The organism is Azospirillum largimobile (assembly GCF_977007025.2).
Genome location: NZ_CDRMUA020000001.1, coordinates 1,207,721 through 1,223,946, shown reverse-complemented (window position 1 = coordinate 1,223,946; position 16,226 = coordinate 1,207,721). Strand labels below are relative to the sequence as shown.

The following is a 16,226-nucleotide window of genomic DNA, read 5'->3' as shown; positions in this document are numbered from 1 at the left end:
AGCTTACGGTGCTTTGGGCGCCGGAACGAAGCCGAATTCCGTCCACACCGCCATGCCCTCCGGCGACTTCATGTGGTCGAGGAAAGCGGCGGCGCCGGCGTTTTTGGATGCCGCTACCAGCGCTGCCGGATAGACGATGGGCGGGTAGCTGTCCGGCGGAAACACGGCGGCGACCTCCACCCCCGGATCGATGGCGGCGTCGGTGCGATAGACGATGCCCATCGGCACCTCGCCCCGGCTGACCAGCACCAGCGCCGCCCGCACGCTGTCGGCCCGCGCGAGCCTCGGCTCGACCGCTTTCCATTGGCCAAGGGACTCCAGTGCAGCCTTGGCGTACTTCCCGACCGGAACGTTCGACGGGTCGCCGGTGGCGAGCCGCCCGTCGCCCAGCTGCTCGGCCAACTTGCCGCCCTTCGACAGGTCCGGCTTCAGTGCCGTCCCCTTCGGCGCCACCACCACCAGCTCGTTTCCCAGCAGGTTCGTCCGGCTGTCGATCTTGATCAGATTGCGCTTCTGCAAATAATCCATCCAGTCGAGATCGGCCGAGATGAAGATGTCGGCCGGCGCATCGTTCTCGATCTGCTTGGCAAGAGCGGAGGACGCGGCGAAAGACGATGTGACCGACAGGCCGGTCTTCGCCTTGAACTGGGACGCGAGCTTGTCCACCGCATTCTTGGTGGAGGCGGCGGCCAGAACGAGCACGTCCTGCGCCATTGCCGCCGGGGCCGCGAGGGTGAGGCTGAAGCCCAGCACCGCCGCCGACATCGCAAGTCTGAACCCGCTCCTTCCCAGGATCGAACGCACACCGACCATCGTCATCTCCTGCCATGCCTGATGCTGCACCTATATCCAGATGGATACAACGCTTCGCGGTTGCGGTAAAGGGCAAACGGCCGGGCTCGCGCTGTGGGAGCCCGGCCGGGGTCCTTCCCGCGGCCTTGCGGAATTCACATCATGTCATGACTTGCCGCGCCGGCCCGTGATAGGAAGTGCGGCGAATCGGACCCGGTCCCAGCCCTCCCTCTGCTTCAGGAACTTCCCATGCGCGCCGTGAAGATTTCCCCCTCGATTCTCTCCGCCGACTTCGCCCGGCTGGGCGAGGAGGTCCGCGCGGTCGACGCCGCCGGCGCCGACTACATCCACATCGATGTGATGGACGGGCATTTCGTCCCGAACCTCACCATCGGGCCGGGCGTGGTGAAGGCGCTGCGGCCGCATTCCGCCAAGGTCTTCGACGTGCATCTGATGATCTCGCCGGTGGACCTCTTCGTTCCGGAATTCGCCAAGGCCGGCGCCGACATCATCACCGTCCATCCGGAAGCCGGGCCGCACCTTCACCGCACGATCCAGCTGATCAAGTCGCTGGGCAAGAAGGCCGGCGTCTCGCTGAACCCGGCGACACCGGTGGACGCCATCCAGCATGTGCTGGAGGACATCGACCTCGTGCTGGTGATGACGGTCAACCCCGGCTTCGGCGGCCAAAGCTTCATCAAGAGCCAGCTGCCGAAGATCCGCGACCTGCGCGCCCGCATCGATGCGCTTGGCAAGCAGATCGACCTGGAGGTCGATGGCGGCATCAACCCGGAAACCGCCCGCCTGGCGATCGAGGCCGGTGCCGACGTTCTGGTCGCCGGCACCGCCACCTTCACCGGCGGTCCGGAACAGTACGCCGCCAACATCAGCGCCCTGCGCTGATCGGAACCTGAGAACAGGAACGGCCCCGCGCCGCCCCCAAGGGGGAGCGGTACGGGGCCGTTTCCATTATCGGCCTCTCAGGTTCGCCGGATCAGCGGGAGCTGGCGAGCGGGGCGCTGGCCGCGATGCCTTCGATCTGGTTCAGGTGCTGCTGTAGCTTCGGCAGCGTCTGCTGTGCCAGGCTGCGGTAGGGCTGCAGGTCAGGATCGGTGCTGCGGGCGACGGTGCCGTACAGGTCGACCGCCTCGCGGTGCGCCAGCACCTGCTGGTTCACATACATGCGGTCGAAGGCGACACCGCGAAGGCCCTGCAGCTGGCTCAGCTTCTGCTGCTGGTCGAGATCCGGCTGGGCCGGCGGCTCAAGGCCGCTGGCGCGGGCCTGGGTCTTCACCAGTTCGCTGGTGGTGGTGTGGTCCATGATCATGTGGCGGGCGAACTGGCGCACCGGCTCGGTGGTGGCGCGGTCGACGGCCATGCGGCTCGACGCGATCTCGAACAGGTCGCTCTGCGAAGCGCGGTTCACGAAGTCGGCCGCACTGGCCACCGGCGCCATGCGGGCGGCGCGGTCCTGGTCGGCCGTGCTGCCGCCGGCGATGCTGCTGCCGGTCATCGCCGCGCCCGCACCGGCGGTGGACCCGGCGATGCCGGTCGCCATCTGCTGTTCCATGCGGCGCTCTTCGGCAAGCCGGCGGGCGCCGATGCCTTCGCCCAGCACCACCACCTTGCCGCCCTGCGGCGTGTCGGTGACCGGCAGGCCGCGGGCCGGCGCGTCCAGCGGCGGGATGCCGCCCGACGGCGTGCCCATGGTGTAGCTCGATCCGGCCTGCGGCGAGGTCGCGCCGCCCACCTGGGCCATCGCGGTGGTCGACAGCAGAACCGCGCCCATGGCGGTGAAAATGAACGTCCTGGTCATTAGAATTCTCCCAGCTTTCCTTGCGGAACGGCCCGGCCGGCAAGGCCTGGAGGCGTTCCGGTCCACCGCGTCAGCACCGAAGCGCGACGGCGGTCATGTGCTGCGGAGAACATGATGCCTATGCGAAAAGTTCCGGCTGTCCAAAAGAGCATCGGGCCAAAAGATCCGCCGGGAAGGAGAACCATTCGCCGCTTTGCCCGTTATTGGGCATGGGAAGACGGTCCCGCAACGGAAGGGAAAACAACCATGGGCATTCTCTGGACGATCATCATCGGCTTCATCGCCGGCATCGTCGCCAAGTTCCTGATGCCGGGTCGCGATCCGGGCGGCTTCATCATCACCACGCTGCTGGGCATCGCAGGCGCCTTCGTCGCGACATATCTGGGGGCCGCCGTCGGCTGGTACCGGCCGGGTGAAGGAGCGGGATTCATCGGCGCCATCGTCGGCGCGATCGTCATCCTGGCCATCTACCGCATGATCGCCGGTCGCCGGCACACGGTATAGCGGGCGCTGTTTGAAGGCGGCTTGCCTGAAAGCCGCCTTACGAAAAAAGGGACCACCGGATCGCCGGCGGTCCCTTTTTTCATTGGCTTGACCGTCGAAAGTCGTCAGGCCAGCGCCACCGGCTGCGGCATGAAGATGGCACGCGATATGGCCGCCTGGATGCCGGCGTTGGTGAAGGGCTTGCGCACGATCTGCCCCAGATGGCGGGCGTCTAGGGCGCGGATATCGTCATCGAAGGCGGTGACGAAGATGGTGCGCAGGTCGCGCACGCGCTTCAGCCGGCGGGCGATCTCGATCCCGCTGCCGCCATCCGCCAGCCGGACATCCAGCAGGGCCAGCGTCGGCTTCTCCGCCTTCAGCAGGGCCAGCGCCTCCGTCTCGTTGCCTGCGGTGCCGCAGACGACATGGCCCATGTCGGCCACCAATTCCCCCAGCTCCATCGCCAGCAGGGCGTTGTCCTCGACCACCATGACCCGCTGGACCATCGCGGCGCGCACGCGGGCACGGGCCGCCTTCAACCGGTCGATGGACTCCCCCGCCGGCAGCTGCAGCACCTTCGCCGCCTGCCGGATGCTCAATCCTTCCAGCGCGGTCAGCAGATACAGGCGGCGGTCGGCCTCCGGCAGTTCGGCCAGCGCGCGCTCGATGGGATGGGGCGATGGCAGCGGCCGGCCGGGTGGGCCGAACTCCTCCGGAGAGCGGTCGAACAGCAGGTTCAGCAGGGCGTACATCGACAGCCGCGACCCATCGCCGCCGCGGTCCAGGCCAAACCGGGACGGTGCCATCACCGCCGCTTCGACACAGCGCGTCACCAGCGCGTCGCCACGGTCGGTGGCACCCGTCAGCGCCCGCGCATAGCGGCGCAGGATCGGCACCACCTCGAACAGTTCACATTCGTAAACGAGCATACCCGTGACTCCGCTCCCTGCCGGGAGTTACCGCTCTGGGATTCAGCCTCTCCGATCGTTCGCCTGGCAAACCTGCCGGCCTGTGGAGGTCGTTATTCATCTTGTCGGAATCTTATCATGCCATTCGGGGCGGTCGAATGGGAAATGGGGGTGCGGCACGCCAACGAACGGCCACAGCCCGTCAGTCACTGCCAAAGGGCCAGACCCGAACGACAAGCTCAGGATGCCCGAAAGTCGGTTCGCTCACTTTGCCTTCTCGCGCAACTGGCGCGAGCGCCATTGCCACGGCTTCTCCACCTGCCCGGCCCACAGCCCCATCCGCTTGCTCTGGGCATAGGCCTCGCCCTTCTGGTAGGCGGGCGACAGGCTGGCATACTGAAAGGCCCAGCCGCGCGACACCATCGCCGCCCCCAGATCGACCCCGCGCACCCGGCATTCGCCCTTCTTCTCACCGGTACGGTCCTGTTCGGTGATGGTGCAGGTCACCTCCTCGCCCTTCACCATGTTGGCGAGCACGGCGGTGGCGACCTTGAAGCAGTCGAGTTCATGGCCGTAGCGGTTCTTGCACTTCTGCCCCGGATCCGGCGCGTCGATGCCCATCAGCCGCACCGCCATGCCATTGACGGTCAGCAAATCCCCCTCCACTGCCATGGCGGAGCCCGTCACGGCCTGGTCCGGCGTGTTGGCGATGGGGCCGCGCCCCTTGGCAGCCTGGTTGGTCTGCGCCGCGGCGGGACCGCCGAGGACCAGACCGCAGAGCACGACCAGTGTAAGTCTCCCCACCCTCATCGGCTCAGAACAGGCTGGGCTGTTTGTCGTCGGGCTTTCCTTTGGCCGGCTTCCCTTCGACCTGCTTCCCCTCGACGGGCTTTTCCGTGACGGCCGCCGCCTCTTCCGGCGGATCCAGGCAGGAACAGTCGTCGTTGCGCACGCTGTTCACCCGCGGCCCCACCGGGACCACGTCCAGCCAGTCGTCCGGCGCCGAACGGATCAGCCCTTCCACCACCGGAAGCGGGGTCGCCGGGTCGAGCCACGCGTCCCAGTCGGCGGGATCCAGCACCACCGGCATGCGGTCGTGGAGGAAGGACAGGGTGGCGTTGGTCGCCGTCGTCACCACCGTCGCGGTTTCCAGCGGCGGGTCCAGCGGTGCGGCGCCCTTCGGACCGCGCCAACGCTCCCACAGCCCGGCCAGCGCGAACAGGCCGCGGTCGCGGCGGCGGATGACGTGCCCCTGCTTGCGCGGTTTCGCCCCCTCCCCCACGCTGGTCCATTCATAGAACCCGTCGAGCGGGATCAGGCAGCGGCGCTTGCGGAAGGCGTCGCGGAAGGCCGGCTTGTCCGCCACCGATTCGCCGCGCGCGTTGATCATCCGCCCGCCGATGGACGGATCGTCGGCCCAGGGCGGCACCAGTCCCCAGCGGACCATCGACAGATGGCGGCCGTCCTCATCGCGCCGGATCACGGAAATGTCCTGCGTCGGGGCGATGTTCCAGCGCGGCATCAGGTTCGGCCGTTCGGGCACGCCGAACAGGCGCTGGACCTCGCTGACCGGGGTGGTGAGTAGCATGCGTCCACACATGCCCAGGAATATGGTCGCTGCGGGCGGTGGGCGCCAGTCCGCAATGGCGCGCACTGCTAGCCACCGCCGGGGGTTTCCCTCACGCTTCAGCCGGCCTATCTTCGCGGAGCACAACAATCGCATCGAACCGGAAGGCGGGAGTTCACCCATGAAGTTCGGCATCGGACAGGCGGTTCCGCGCACCGAAGACGCCCGGCTGCTGACCGGCGGCGGCCGCTACACCGACGACGTGTCTCTTCCCGGCCAGGCCTATGCGGCCTTCGTCCGTTCTCCCCACGCCTTCGCGGCGATCGGCTCGGTCGATGCGTCGGAAGCGTTGGCGCAGCCCGGCGTGCTGGCGGTCTACACCGTCGCCGATCTGGACGCGGAGAATATCGGCATGATCCCCTGTCAGGCGGTGCTGAAGCAGCGCGACGGGTCGAACTATGTTCGCACCCCGCGCCCGGCGCTGGCCCGCGGCTTCGCCCGCCATGTCGGCGATCCGGTCGCCATGGTGGTGGCGGAGACGCTGGAGGCCGCGCGCGAGGCGGCCGAACTGGTGATGGTCGATTACGAGGATCGCGACTCCGTCACCGGAACGCTGGAGGCGCTGGAGCCCGGCCGTCCGCTGGTGTGGGACGCGGCGCCCAGCAACCTCTGCTTCGACTGGGACACCGGCGACGAGGCGGCCGTGGAGGCGGCGCTCGCCGGCGCCCACCGCGTGGTGGAGCTGGAACTGGTCAACAACCGCGTCGTCGCCAACCCGATGGAGGGCCGCGCCTGCGTCGCCGGTGTCGAGTCCGGCGCCGACGGCGCGCCCGGCCGCCTGCTGATCTACGTCACCAGCCAGGGCGTCCACGGCCTGCAGAAGCAGTTCGCCAAGATCCTGAACGAGCCGGAACAGCGCATCCGCGTGCTGACCACCGATGTCGGCGGCGGATTCGGCATGAAGCTGTTCAACTACCCGGAATATGTCGCCTGCCTGTTCGCCGCCCGCCGGCTGAACCGCGCGGTGAAATGGGCGGCCGACCGGATCGAGGGCTTCATCAGCGACGACCATGGCCGCGACCATGTCAGCAAGGCGCGTCTGGCGCTCGACGCCGACGGCCGCTTCCTGGGGCTGCGGGTGGACACGGTTGCCAATCTGGGCGCCTACCTGTCGAACTACGGCCCCTTCATCCCGACCGATGCCGGATCGGCGATGCTGGTGGGCTCCTACCGCACGCCGGCGGTCTATGTGCGGGTGAAGGGCGTGTTCACCAACACCCAGCCGGTGGATGCCTATCGCGGCGCCGGCCGGCCGGAGGCGGCCTATCTTCTAGAACGGCTGATCGACCATGCCGGACGGGTCACCGGCCTCGGCCCGGCCGAGATCCGGCGGCGCAACTTCATCCCGCCGTCCGCCATGCCCTACGCCACGCCGATGGGGCAGGTCTACGACACCGGCGACTTCGTCCAGAATCTGGAGGACGGACTTGTTCTCGCCGACATGGCCGGCCTGTCCGCCCGCAAGGCGGAGGCCAAGGCCCGCGGCAAGCTGCGCGGCGCCGGCTTGGCCACCTATATCGAGGCCTGCTCGGGCGGCGGGCCGGAGCAGGCGACCGTCCAGGTCAATGGCGACGGAAAGGTGGTTCTGCTGATCGGCACCCAGACCAACGGCCAGGGCCACGAGACCGCCTACAAGCAGATCCTCGCCGACCGGCTGGGCGTGCCGCCGGAGGATGTTGAGGTGGTCCAGGGCGACACCGATCGCGTCAGCTGGGGCGCCGGCACCGGCGGCTCGCGCTCCGTGCCCGTAGGCGGCTCGGCGCTGGCGGAGGGGGCGGCCAAGGTGGTGAAGGCCGCGACCACGGTCGCCGCCGACCTGCTGGAGACCGCCGAGGTCGACGTCGAGTTCGCCGATGGCCGCTTCACCGTCGTCGGCACCGACCGCGCGGTGTCGCTGAAGGAGGTCGCCGCCAAGGCGGCAGAGGGCGGCAGCGAGGGCGGCACCGGCGGCATCGCCTTTTCCGAGATGGCGCGCTGGACTCCGCCGGCCAGCACCTTCCCCAACGGCTGCCACGTCGCGGAGGTGGAGATCGACCCCGCCACCGGCGTGATCGAGGTGGTGCGCTACAGCGTCGTCGACGATTTCGGCACGGTCATCAACCCGATGCTGGTGATCGGCCAGATCCATGGCGGTGTCGCCCAGGGGCTGGGCCAAGCGTTGCAGGAGCGGGTGGTGTTCGATCCCGACAGCGGGCAGCTGCTCTCCGGGTCCTTCATGGACTACCAGATGCCGCGGGCGGTCGACATGCCGCCGATCGAGGTGAAGCTGAACAGCGTTCCCAGCACCACCAACATGCTGGGCATGAAGGGTGCCGGCGAGGCCGGGGCCATCGGCGCGCCGCCGGCGATCATCAATGCGGTGGTCGATGCGCTGTCGGACCTCGGCATCACCCATATCGACATGCCGGCGACGCCGGAAGCCGTGTGGGCGGCAATACGACACGCCGAAACGCGCATGGCGGCGGAGTAGGCTGGCAGTTCTTACCGGAGGCGTAGGGGAAAGTCCTAGTCGGAAGGTGTGGTACTTGCCACACCTCCGGCGGATGAAATCCATGGCATTGTCGCTTACCTGAAGGTGGGGTTCTTGATCTGACAGGGGTAATGCGATGGCGTTTGGGGACGGCGGGTGCGGCGGCCAGTGCGCGGACAGGCTCGATCTGGACTTCACGATGGCGTTCCAGCCCATCGTCGATGTCGCCGGTGGTGCCGTATGGGCGCATGAGGCGCTGGTCCGCGGCACAGCCGGCCAGGGTGCCGGCTGGGTTCTGGGGCAGGTGACCGATGCCACCCGCTATGCCTTCGACCAGTCATGCCGCATCAAGGCGATCGAGCTGGCCTCGACCCTGCCGATGAACGGCGCCCGGCTGTCGATCAACTTCCTGCCGAACGCCGTCTACAAGGCGGAGGCCTGCATCCGCGCGACGCTGGCCGCCGCACGCCGCACCGGCTTCCCCACCGACCGCATCATCTTCGAGGTGACGGAGAACGAGCGGGTGGTGGACCACGACCACCTGAAGAGCATCTTCAACGAATACAAGCGCCAGGGCTTCCTGACCGCCATCGACGATTTCGGTTCCGGCTACTCCGGCCTGAACCTGTTGGCGGAATTCCAGCCGGACATCATCAAGCTGGACATGGAACTGACCCGCAACATCGACACCGAACGGGCGCGGCGCAGCATCGTCAAGGCGATACTGGCGGTGTGCGACGATCTCGCCATCACCCCCATCGCCGAAGGCATCGAGACGGCGGACGAGGCCAAAACCCTGCGCGATCTCGGCGTCACCCTCATGCAGGGCTACCTGTTCGCCAAGCCGGCATTCGAGGCGGTGGTGACGGAACCGGAAATGGCGGCGCTCGCCGCCTGATCCGTCAGCCCGGCGCCTTCACCGGCGCCGTCATGTAGCTCATCCCGCCGCCATAGCTTTCCAGCTTGGCCGCCAGTGCCGGCCCGCCATCCGCATAGGGCGTGAATCCGACCCGGTCCCAATAGCTGCGCGCGCCCGGCGTCGAGGTCAGGGCCAGCCACCGCCACCCCTCGCGCGCCGCCAGCCCATGCGCAAAGGCCAGTACCGCCGCCCCCAGCCCCGTTCCGCGGGCCTCCGGCAGCAGCGCGATGTCGTGCAGGTACAGGCAATCCGCATCCGCCGGCAATTCCCCCAGCGGCGTGTCGAGCGGCGGTGGCGCCCCCAGCTTGCCGGGATGCATGACGCCGTAGCCGATCGCCTCGCCGCGGCATTCCGCCACGCGGCAGCCGGCGGGATAAAGCGCGAGCCTCTCCTCGAACACGCTGCGGTCCTCCGGGTAGGCCGGATGCACGATGTCCGCAATGGCAAGCAGCCGGTCCAGATCGGCCGCGGTCATAGCACGCCATAGGGCCGATGCGCCTGCACCGACCACCCGCCCACCCTCCGACCGCTCCCCCACCGTCATCCGCCTTCTCCGTTCCACACCCGTTCAAAAGCTTCCGGCCCGCTGGCGGGCACGGTATGCTGACCGTTCATACCAAAGGGAGTTCACCCCATGCCCGATGCCGCTGTGGCGAGCCTGCTGCCGACGGTCCGCACCATCGCCCATGAGGCCGGTCAGGTCATCCTGCGCTTTTACAACGACGGCATCGACGTGGCCACCAAGGTCGACGGCAGCCCTGTCACGCAGGCCGATCACGCGGCGGAGGCGGTGATCATCCCGGCCCTGCACCATCTTCTGCCCGGCGTGCCGGTGGTCGCGGAGGAGGCGGTGGCCGCCGGCCATCGGCCCGACGTCTCCGGCGGGCGCTTCTGGCTGGTCGATCCGCTCGACGGCACCAAGGAGTTCATTTCCCGCAACGGCGAGTTCACGGTGAACATCGCCCTGATCGAGAATGGCGTGCCGGTGCTCGGCGTCGTCTATGCCCCGGCCACCGGCGACATGTATACCGCGGCCGGCCCCGGCACGGCGGTCCATTGCGCCGAGGGACGGCATGACCATGCCATCTCCGTCCGCAACCCGCCGGCCGACGGGCTGACCGTCGTCGCCAGCCGCTCCCATGGCAGCGGGTCGGTACTGGACGAGTTCCTCGGCCAATTCACCGTCAAGGACCGGGTGTCCTGCGGCAGCTCCCTGAAGTTCTGCACGGTGGCCAGCGGCAAGGCCGACCTCTATCCGCGCTTCGGACCGACCAGCGAGTGGGACACCGCCGCCGGCCATGCGGTGCTGATCGGCGCCGGCGGCCGGGTGGAGCAGCCGGACGGCTCGCCGCTCGTCTATGGCAAGGACGATATCCTGAACCCGAACTTCGTCGCCTACGGCTGGAAATGACCTCTTCCGTTACGTGCCTGGGCGAGGCGGCGACTGCGGTGCTGACCACCGCGGCGCCGCTGGAGAAAGTGCGCCTCACCCGTTCCTTCGCCGCGGCATGGCGTGACGGCCTGCTGTCACCCGATGTGCCGGCCCCGCCGCCCGACCGCCCTGCCCGCCCCGAGCGGCCCGAATTGAAGCTTCCGCGCGACATGCCCAAGCGCGGGCGCGGCGGCAGTGCGCAGAACCGCATCGCCCTGCTGCACGCGCTGGCGCACATCGAACTGAACGCCATCGACCTCGCCTGGGACATCGTCACCCGATTCGCGCATCTCGGCCTGCCGAAGGGCTTCACCGACGACTGGGTCCAGGTGGCCGGCGACGAGGCGCGGCATTTCCAGATGCTGGAGACGCGGCTGAACGCGCTCGGCTCCTCCTACGGCGACCTGCCGGCCCATGACGGGCTGTGGCAGGCGGCGACGGAGACCGCGCACGACCTCGCCGCCCGGCTGGCGGTGGTGCCGATGGTGCTGGAGGCGCGCGGTTTGGACGTCACGCCCGGGACCGTGCGCCGCCTGCGCGATTTCGGCGACGCGGAGAGCGCCGACCTGCTGCAGACCATCCATGACGAGGAAATCAGCCACGTCGCCGCCGGCCGCCGCTGGTTCGTCCATCTCTGCGCCGAGCGCGGGGCGGAACCGGTCGCCCTGTGGCAGGAGCTGGTCGGACGCCATTTCCGTGGCGGGCTGAAACGCCCCTTCAACGTCAACAGCCGCCAATTGGCCGGCTTCGGCCCGGAATATTACGAACCGATCACGCCCGAAATTGACCGCAACCCGGAAACCCGGTAAGGCGCTGCACATCATGGCCGTATACACCGAAGTCACCGACGAGGATCTCAGCACCTTTGCCGCCCAGTACGATCTGGGCGCGGTGCTGTCGTGCAAGGGCATCGCGGAGGGGGTGGAGAATTCCAACTTCCTGCTGGTGACCGAACGCGGCCCCTACATCCTGACGCTTTACGAGAAGCGCACGCGGAAGGAGGATCTGCCCTTCTTCCTCGGCCTGATGGAGCATCTGGCGGAGAAGGGCATTGCATGTCCCCTGCCTGTGGCGGCGCGCGACGGCGTGGCCCTGCGCGAGCTGTGCGGCCGCCCGGCGGTGATCGTCACCTTCCTGGCCGGCATGTGGCCGCGCCGGATCACGCCGCAGCATTGCGCCCAGCTGGGCGAGGCTCTGGCCCGCCTGCATCTGGCGGTCGGCGATTTCCGGATGGAACGGCCGAACGCCCTGGCCCTGCCCGGTTGGAAGGACCTGTTCGCCAAGTCGGCCGAGCGCGCCGACGAGGTGGCGCCCGGCCTGCGCACGACGCTGGAGGCCGAACTGGCGGCGCTGGAGGCCAATTGGCCGGTCGGTCTGCCGGCGGGCGTCATCCATGCCGACCTGTTCCCGGACAACGTCTTCTTCCGTGGCGACAGCCTGTCCGGCCTGATCGACTTCTATTTCGCCTGCAACGACTTCTTCGTCTACGACGTGGCGATCTGCATCAACGCCTGGTGCTTCGAGATCGACGGCTCGTTCAACGCCACCAAGGCGCGGCTGCTGCTGTCCAACTACCGCAAGGTCCGGCCGCTGTCGCGGGCGGAGCTGGACGCCCTGCCCTGGCTCTGCCGCGGCAGCGCAGTGCGTTTCCTGCTGACCCGTCTCTACGACTGGCTGAACCATCCGCCGGGCGCTTTCGTGCGGCCGAAGGACCCGCTGGAATATCTGCGCAAGCTGCGCTTCCACCAGTCGGTCCGCGGCCTGGGCGACTATTTCCTCGACGACTCGGAAACGGGCGGGATCTGACCGGATGACCGAAGACTCCACCCCGACCGAAGCCGGCCGCAAGACGGTCGACATCTTCACCGACGGCGCCTGCAGCGGCAATCCCGGCCCCGGCGGCTGGGGAGCGATCCTGCGCTACGGCGATGTGGAGAAGGAGCTGTATGGCGGCGAACCGGCGACCACCAACAACCGCATGGAGCTGATGGCGGCCATCATGGCGCTGGAGGCGTTGAAGAAGCCGGTGACCATCCGCCTCTTCACCGACAGCGAGTATGTGAAGAACGGCATCACCAAGTGGATCCATGGCTGGAAGGCCAAGGGCTGGATGACCGCCGACCGCAAGCCGGTGAAGAACGTCGACTTGTGGCAGCGCCTGGAAGAGGCGAAGAGGCAGCACCAGATCGAATTCCACTGGGTCCGCGGCCACGCCGGCCACCCGGAGAACGAACGCGCCGACGAACTAGCCCGGCGCGGCGTGGCCGACGTGCGGGCGCGGGGGTAACCTACTAAGCCCTCTCCCGTCTCGGGAGAGGGAGGGGACCCGCTGAAGGCGGGGAGGGGGAGGGGGAACCCGAGAATCCCGAACCGCATTGCTCTTTGTGCCACCCCTCACCCTTCCCATGCTGCGCATGGGCCCCTTCCCTCTCCCGGGACGGGAGAGGGAAGCGTAACCTCAAACCTTCTCCAGCACCGCCTCGGCCGACGACACCTCGAACTTGCCGGGGGCCTCGACGGCAACGTGGGTGACCTTGCCGTCCTCCGCCACCAGGGCGAAGCGCTGGCCGCGGGTGCCCAGGCCGTGGGCCGAGCCGTCCATGGTCAGGCCGAGAGCCGTGGTGAAGGTGGCGTTGCCGTCCGGCAGCATCTTCACCTTGTCGCCGACGGCGCCCTTATCGCCCCAGGCGCGCATCACGAACGGATCGTTGACCGCGAGGCAGATGATGCTGTCGACGCCCTTGGCCTTCAGCGCGTCGGCCTGCTGGACGAAGCCCGGCAGATGCTTGGCGGAGCAGGTCGGGGTGAAGGCGCCGGGGACGGAGAACAGGACGACCTTCTTGCCCTTGAACAACTCGTCCGTGCTCACTTCCTGCATGCCGTTGTCGGTCAGCCATTTAAGCGTGACGGACGGAATGGTATCGCCAACCTGGATGCTCATCGTCTCTAACCCTTCCCGTTTTCTTGGGCCCTTCCCGTTTTTGGGTTTGGCCCTTTGGTTCGGGCCGGGCCCTCTTGGCGGGACCCGGCCCTGCATCCCTTCTATCCCCCGCGGCGAATAGCCGCAAGAAACGGTTGGCCGATTAAACGGAGCGCATCAGGCCTTCTTCACGAACTCCGACTTCAGGTTCATGGCCCCGATGCCGTCGATCTTGCAGGCGATGTTGTGCCCATCCGCGCCGTCGACCAGACGGATGTTCTTCACCTTGGTTCCGCCCTTCACCACCAGGGACGATCCCTTGACCTTCAAATCCTTGATGACGGTCACGTTGTCGCCATCGGTCAACGGGTTGCCGTTGGCATCCCGCACGCCCTGCCCGGCTTCGGTGTCCGCAGCGGCCGTGGCCGTATCGGGGTTCCACTCATGCCCGCAGTCGGGGCAGTTCCACAGGCTTCCGTCATTGTAGGCGTTTTCGGAACCGCACTGTGGGCAGTTGATCTGATCGTCCATCTTCGTCCTCATGGCGCGGGAGAACCTCCCGAAGGCGCCCTGTTACCGCAGAATAGCCGCAGCTGCCATAGGCCTTTTCCGGACGGCTGGTCAGGCTCCCTTTCCGGCGGCCCTGTTCAGCGCCTCCAGCACCGCGCCGTCGCTCAGCAGTTCCGGCAGGGCAATGCCCTCCGGCGCGCCGGGGCCATAGACGATGTTGAAGGGAATGCCGTACCGGCCGTGGTCGGCCAGGAACTTGGCGATCGCCGCGTCCGGGCGGGTCCAGTCGGCGCGCATCGCCACCAGGGACGGATCCTCCATCCGCTTGGCGACCTCGTCACGGTTCAGCACCAGCTTCTTGTTGGCCTGACAGGTGATGCACCAATCCGCAGTGACGTCGACGAAGACGATACGGCCGGCCGCCACATGGTCGCGGATCGCGGATTCCGCAAAGGGCACCCAGCGCGTCTTGGCCTCGCTGACCACCGGCGCCGCACCGGCGGAGGGTCCGACCGCTGCCGGCATGGCGAAGGCGGCGATAGCCAGCACACCGGCGAGGGCCGGTCCGGCGGTCCGCGCGGCCCCCCGCGCGCTGCGCCCGATCCACAGCGCCAGCACCAACCCGGCCATCAGCAGCCCGACCGTGGCTGCGGCGACCTCGCCGATCTGCGCCGTCAGCACCGACAGCAGCCAGACCGCCGTCAGCATCAGGGCGAAGCCCAGCACCATTTTCAGCGTCGCCATCCAGCGCCCGGGCCGCGGCAGCCAGCCGGCCACCCGCGGCCATGCCGCCACCGCGAGATAGGGCAGCGCCAGCCCAACACCCAGCGCGGCGAAGATGGCGTAGACCTCCACCGGCCCCTTGGACAGCGCGAAACCGACCGCCGTACCCAGGAAGGGCGCCGAGCAGGGGGTTGCCAGCAGGGTAGCGAACATGCCGGTGGCGAAGGGGCCGGCCAGCCCCTCCCCGCCCAGCCGGTCGGCCAGCACGCGCGGCAGCGGAACCTCGAACAATCCCCATAGATTGGCGGAAAACAGGGTGACCAGCACGACCATGAAGACCAGGAACAGCGGCTGCTGGAACTGGATGCCCCAGCCGACCGCCCCGCCCGCCGCCTTCACGCCGACCAGCACCGACGCCATCAGCAGGAAGGAGGCCAGGATGCCGGCGGCACTCGCCAGGAAGCCGGCACGCACCGCGGCCGGGGCCTGCCCGCCATGCTTGACCACCGACATCAGCTTCAGCGACAGCACCGGCAGCACGCAGGGCATCAGGTTCAGGATCAGCCCGCCGAGCAGGGCCACGCCCAGCATCGCCGCCAATCCGGCCCCCGCTGGAACCGCCAAGGCACCGCCGGCCGACGCCGTCGCCGGCGCTTCCACCGCCTTCTCTCCGTCGACCAGCGTCAGGGTCATCGCGCGGCCGGCGAGATCCAGGCCCGGCTGCGGCTCGGTCACCGTCAGCGTCAGGCGGACATGGCGGTCATTGTCGGAAAAAACGGTCTTGGGCGCGGAGAAGGTCAACGGCGGCTCGGTCTCCACGAACAGGTCCGGGGTGACGAAGCCGTCGGCGGCGGTCGCCTCCACCTCCAGCGTGGTGCCGGTGGCGCGCACCGCGTCGATGCGCAGCAGGCCGTTCGGCCCACGCGGCACCAGGGCCTGTGCGCGCGCCACGTCGTTCGCGGCGTCGCTCGGCTCCGCCGGTCCTGCCGGCAGGGCAAGGGCGAGGTTCAGCGTCTGCGGCACGCAGATGTCCGAACAGACCAGCAGTTCCGCGGTCAGCGCGAGATCGACCGGCTTGCCGGGCTCGGCAGGCTTGCCCTGGATCGGGAACAGGACGGCGGTGTCATAGCCGGCGGTCTCGAATCCCAGGACGGAGAAGCGGTGCGGGGCCGGATAGGACAGCGCCGCCCCGGCCAGATTGCCGGACCGGCTCCAGTCCAGCCGCGGGGCGAATCCGGCATCGCCGGGGGAGCGCCAGTAGGTTTTCCATCCCGGCTCCAGCCGCAGTTCCAGCCCCAGCGGCAGCGCCGTCAGGTCGCCGGTGCCGCGCACGGCGGAAACGAGCCGCGCCTCGACCTGACCCGCCTTGACCCAGGCTCCGACGCCATCCTGTGCCGCAGCGGGAACGATACCGCCCGCCAGAACGGCAAGCAGCAGCAGAAGGAGGGAGGCATGTCTTTTCATCGCGCGCACTGTTCTCTTCCCAGGAAGGGGCGCAACGGCGTCCCCCTCACCCTATATGATAGCCCATATATAGGTGACAAAGCTCGACCGGTGCTGTCACACTCCGGTGAAAGCGTCGCCAGAGCGCCAACCACAACCGACGGTACGGACGGAAGCGGTTTA

General features: G+C 68.2%; 17 protein-coding genes. 8 read left to right on the top strand and 9 right to left on the bottom strand.

Going from position 1 to position 16,226, the window contains the following annotated elements; translation table 11 throughout:
* Nucleotides 1-3 precede the first annotated feature (3 nt).
* Nucleotides 4-813: a molybdate ABC transporter substrate-binding protein gene (modA, locus tag ACWPKK_RS05720; RefSeq protein WP_452001643.1), complete on the bottom strand. Its 810-nt coding sequence runs from the start codon at nt 811-813 to the stop codon at nt 4-6.
* Between the two features lie 228 nt (nt 814-1,041).
* Between modA and rpe the strand changes: the two genes are divergently transcribed.
* The gene (rpe, locus tag ACWPKK_RS05715; protein WP_324872019.1) at nt 1,042-1,695 is read left to right on the top strand and encodes a ribulose-phosphate 3-epimerase; all 654 of its coding nucleotides are present in this window, start codon (nt 1,042-1,044) and stop codon (nt 1,693-1,695) included.
* A 91-nt stretch (nt 1,696-1,786) separates the two neighbouring features.
* On the opposite strand, the gene ACWPKK_RS05710 is transcribed toward rpe, so the two are convergent.
* Entirely contained in the window at nt 1,787-2,608 is an 822-nt protein-coding gene (locus ACWPKK_RS05710) for a DUF4142 domain-containing protein (RefSeq protein WP_324872020.1), read from the bottom strand.
* Nucleotides 2,609-2,854: 246 nt separating this feature from the next.
* Between ACWPKK_RS05710 and ACWPKK_RS05705 the strand changes: the two genes are divergently transcribed.
* On the top strand, nt 2,855-3,112 hold the full coding sequence (locus tag ACWPKK_RS05705) for a GlsB/YeaQ/YmgE family stress response membrane protein (RefSeq protein WP_014247651.1): 258 nt from the start codon (nt 2,855-2,857) through the stop codon (nt 3,110-3,112).
* 104 nt (nt 3,113-3,216) lie between these two features.
* On the opposite strand, the gene ACWPKK_RS05700 is transcribed toward ACWPKK_RS05705, so the two are convergent.
* The 3 genes from ACWPKK_RS05700 to ACWPKK_RS05690 all read right to left on the bottom strand — a co-directional run bounded on the left by ACWPKK_RS05700 (nt 3,217) and on the right by ACWPKK_RS05690 (nt 5,587).
* Nucleotides 3,217-4,020 carry a PhyR family response regulator anti-anti-sigma factor gene (locus ACWPKK_RS05700; protein WP_452001638.1) on the bottom strand — a complete coding sequence of 268 codons (804 nt, stop codon included), beginning with the start codon at nt 4,018-4,020 and terminating at the stop codon, nt 3,217-3,219.
* A gap of 243 nt (nt 4,021-4,263) precedes the next feature.
* Entirely contained in the window at nt 4,264-4,809 is a 546-nt protein-coding gene (locus ACWPKK_RS05695; RefSeq protein WP_452001635.1) for a thermonuclease family protein, read from the bottom strand.
* Between the two features lie 4 nt (nt 4,810-4,813).
* On the bottom strand, nt 4,814-5,587 hold the full coding sequence (locus ACWPKK_RS05690) for an SOS response-associated peptidase (RefSeq protein ID WP_452001632.1): 774 nt from the start codon (nt 5,585-5,587) through the stop codon (nt 4,814-4,816).
* 160 nt (nt 5,588-5,747) lie between these two features.
* On the opposite strand from ACWPKK_RS05690, the gene ACWPKK_RS05685 reads away from it, so the two are divergent.
* Both ACWPKK_RS05685 and ACWPKK_RS05680 read left to right on the top strand, forming a co-directional pair.
* On the top strand, nt 5,748-8,096 hold the full coding sequence (locus ACWPKK_RS05685; protein WP_452001629.1) for a xanthine dehydrogenase family protein molybdopterin-binding subunit: 2,349 nt from the start codon (nt 5,748-5,750) through the stop codon (nt 8,094-8,096).
* Between the two features lie 199 nt (nt 8,097-8,295).
* Nucleotides 8,296-8,994, top strand: a complete 699-nt coding sequence (locus ACWPKK_RS05680; RefSeq protein WP_324872026.1) for an EAL domain-containing protein — start codon at nt 8,296-8,298, stop codon at nt 8,992-8,994.
* A gap of 4 nt (nt 8,995-8,998) precedes the next feature.
* On the opposite strand, the gene ACWPKK_RS05675 is transcribed toward ACWPKK_RS05680, so the two are convergent.
* Entirely contained in the window at nt 8,999-9,559 is a 561-nt protein-coding gene (locus ACWPKK_RS05675; protein WP_452001626.1) for a GNAT family N-acetyltransferase, read from the bottom strand.
* Between the two features lie 90 nt (nt 9,560-9,649).
* Here ACWPKK_RS05675 and cysQ point away from each other — a divergent pair, with 90 nt between their 5' ends.
* From cysQ to rnhA, 4 genes are read left to right on the top strand one after another with little or no spacing between them, the layout of a single operon-like run.
* The gene (gene cysQ / locus ACWPKK_RS05670; protein ID WP_324872028.1) at nt 9,650-10,426 is read left to right on the top strand and encodes a 3'(2'),5'-bisphosphate nucleotidase CysQ; all 777 of its coding nucleotides are present in this window, start codon (nt 9,650-9,652) and stop codon (nt 10,424-10,426) included.
* A complete protein-coding gene (locus ACWPKK_RS05665; RefSeq protein WP_452001623.1) occupies nt 10,423-11,256 on the top strand; it encodes a ferritin-like domain-containing protein in 834 nt (277 codons plus the stop codon). The genes cysQ and ACWPKK_RS05665 overlap by 4 nt, the downstream gene beginning before the upstream one ends.
* Nucleotides 11,257-11,269: 13 nt before the next feature.
* Entirely contained in the window at nt 11,270-12,253 is a 984-nt protein-coding gene (locus tag ACWPKK_RS05660; protein ID WP_452001620.1) for a homoserine kinase, read from the top strand.
* A 4-nt stretch (nt 12,254-12,257) separates the two neighbouring features.
* A complete protein-coding gene (gene rnhA / locus ACWPKK_RS05655; protein WP_452001617.1) occupies nt 12,258-12,734 on the top strand; it encodes a ribonuclease HI in 477 nt (158 codons plus the stop codon).
* Nucleotides 12,735-12,905: 171 nt separating this feature from the next.
* Here the strand turns inward: rnhA and ACWPKK_RS05650 are convergent, their stop codons facing one another.
* The 3 genes from ACWPKK_RS05650 to ACWPKK_RS05640 all read right to left on the bottom strand — a co-directional run bounded on the left by ACWPKK_RS05650 (nt 12,906) and on the right by ACWPKK_RS05640 (nt 16,064).
* On the bottom strand, nt 12,906-13,388 hold the full coding sequence (locus tag ACWPKK_RS05650; protein ID WP_452001614.1) for a redoxin family protein: 483 nt from the start codon (nt 13,386-13,388) through the stop codon (nt 12,906-12,908).
* A 156-nt stretch (nt 13,389-13,544) separates the two neighbouring features.
* Nucleotides 13,545-13,898 (bottom strand): zinc ribbon domain-containing protein YjdM, encoded by a 354-nt coding sequence (locus ACWPKK_RS05645; RefSeq protein WP_452001611.1) that lies wholly within the window; start codon nt 13,896-13,898, stop codon nt 13,545-13,547.
* Between the two features lie 90 nt (nt 13,899-13,988).
* Nucleotides 13,989-16,064 carry a protein-disulfide reductase DsbD family protein gene (locus tag ACWPKK_RS05640; protein WP_452001609.1) on the bottom strand — a complete coding sequence of 692 codons (2,076 nt, stop codon included), beginning with the start codon at nt 16,062-16,064 and terminating at the stop codon, nt 13,989-13,991.
* Between the last annotated feature and the right edge of the window lie 162 nt (nt 16,065-16,226).

Excerpts from the sequence above, each read along its gene's own strand:
- modA (WP_452001643.1), bottom strand. The coding sequence starts at position 813 with ATGGTCGGTGTGCGTTCGATCCTGGGAAGGAGCGGGTTCAGACTTGCG.
- rpe (WP_324872019.1), top strand. The coding sequence starts at position 1,042 with ATGCGCGCCGTGAAGATTTCCCCCTCGATTCTCTCCGCCGACTTCGCC.
- ACWPKK_RS05710 (WP_324872020.1), bottom strand. The coding sequence starts at position 2,608 with ATGACCAGGACGTTCATTTTCACCGCCATGGGCGCGGTTCTGCTGTCG.
- ACWPKK_RS05705 (WP_014247651.1), top strand. The coding sequence starts at position 2,855 with ATGGGCATTCTCTGGACGATCATCATCGGCTTCATCGCCGGCATCGTC.
- ACWPKK_RS05700 (WP_452001638.1), bottom strand. The coding sequence starts at position 4,020 with ATGCTCGTTTACGAATGTGAACTGTTCGAGGTGGTGCCGATCCTGCGC.
- ACWPKK_RS05695 (WP_452001635.1), bottom strand. The coding sequence starts at position 4,809 with ATGAGGGTGGGGAGACTTACACTGGTCGTGCTCTGCGGTCTGGTCCTC.
- ACWPKK_RS05690 (WP_452001632.1), bottom strand. The coding sequence starts at position 5,587 with ATGCTACTCACCACCCCGGTCAGCGAGGTCCAGCGCCTGTTCGGCGTG.
- ACWPKK_RS05685 (WP_452001629.1), top strand. The coding sequence starts at position 5,748 with ATGAAGTTCGGCATCGGACAGGCGGTTCCGCGCACCGAAGACGCCCGG.
- ACWPKK_RS05680 (WP_324872026.1), top strand. The coding sequence starts at position 8,296 with ATGGCGTTCCAGCCCATCGTCGATGTCGCCGGTGGTGCCGTATGGGCG.
- ACWPKK_RS05675 (WP_452001626.1), bottom strand. The coding sequence starts at position 9,559 with ATGACGGTGGGGGAGCGGTCGGAGGGTGGGCGGGTGGTCGGTGCAGGC.
- cysQ (WP_324872028.1), top strand. The coding sequence starts at position 9,650 with ATGCCCGATGCCGCTGTGGCGAGCCTGCTGCCGACGGTCCGCACCATC.
- ACWPKK_RS05665 (WP_452001623.1), top strand. The coding sequence starts at position 10,423 with ATGACCTCTTCCGTTACGTGCCTGGGCGAGGCGGCGACTGCGGTGCTG.
- ACWPKK_RS05660 (WP_452001620.1), top strand. The coding sequence starts at position 11,270 with ATGGCCGTATACACCGAAGTCACCGACGAGGATCTCAGCACCTTTGCC.
- rnhA (WP_452001617.1), top strand. The coding sequence starts at position 12,258 with ATGACCGAAGACTCCACCCCGACCGAAGCCGGCCGCAAGACGGTCGAC.
- ACWPKK_RS05650 (WP_452001614.1), bottom strand. The coding sequence starts at position 13,388 with ATGAGCATCCAGGTTGGCGATACCATTCCGTCCGTCACGCTTAAATGG.
- ACWPKK_RS05645 (WP_452001611.1), bottom strand. The coding sequence starts at position 13,898 with ATGGACGATCAGATCAACTGCCCACAGTGCGGTTCCGAAAACGCCTAC.
- ACWPKK_RS05640 (WP_452001609.1), bottom strand. The coding sequence starts at position 16,064 with ATGAAAAGACATGCCTCCCTCCTTCTGCTGCTGCTTGCCGTTCTGGCG.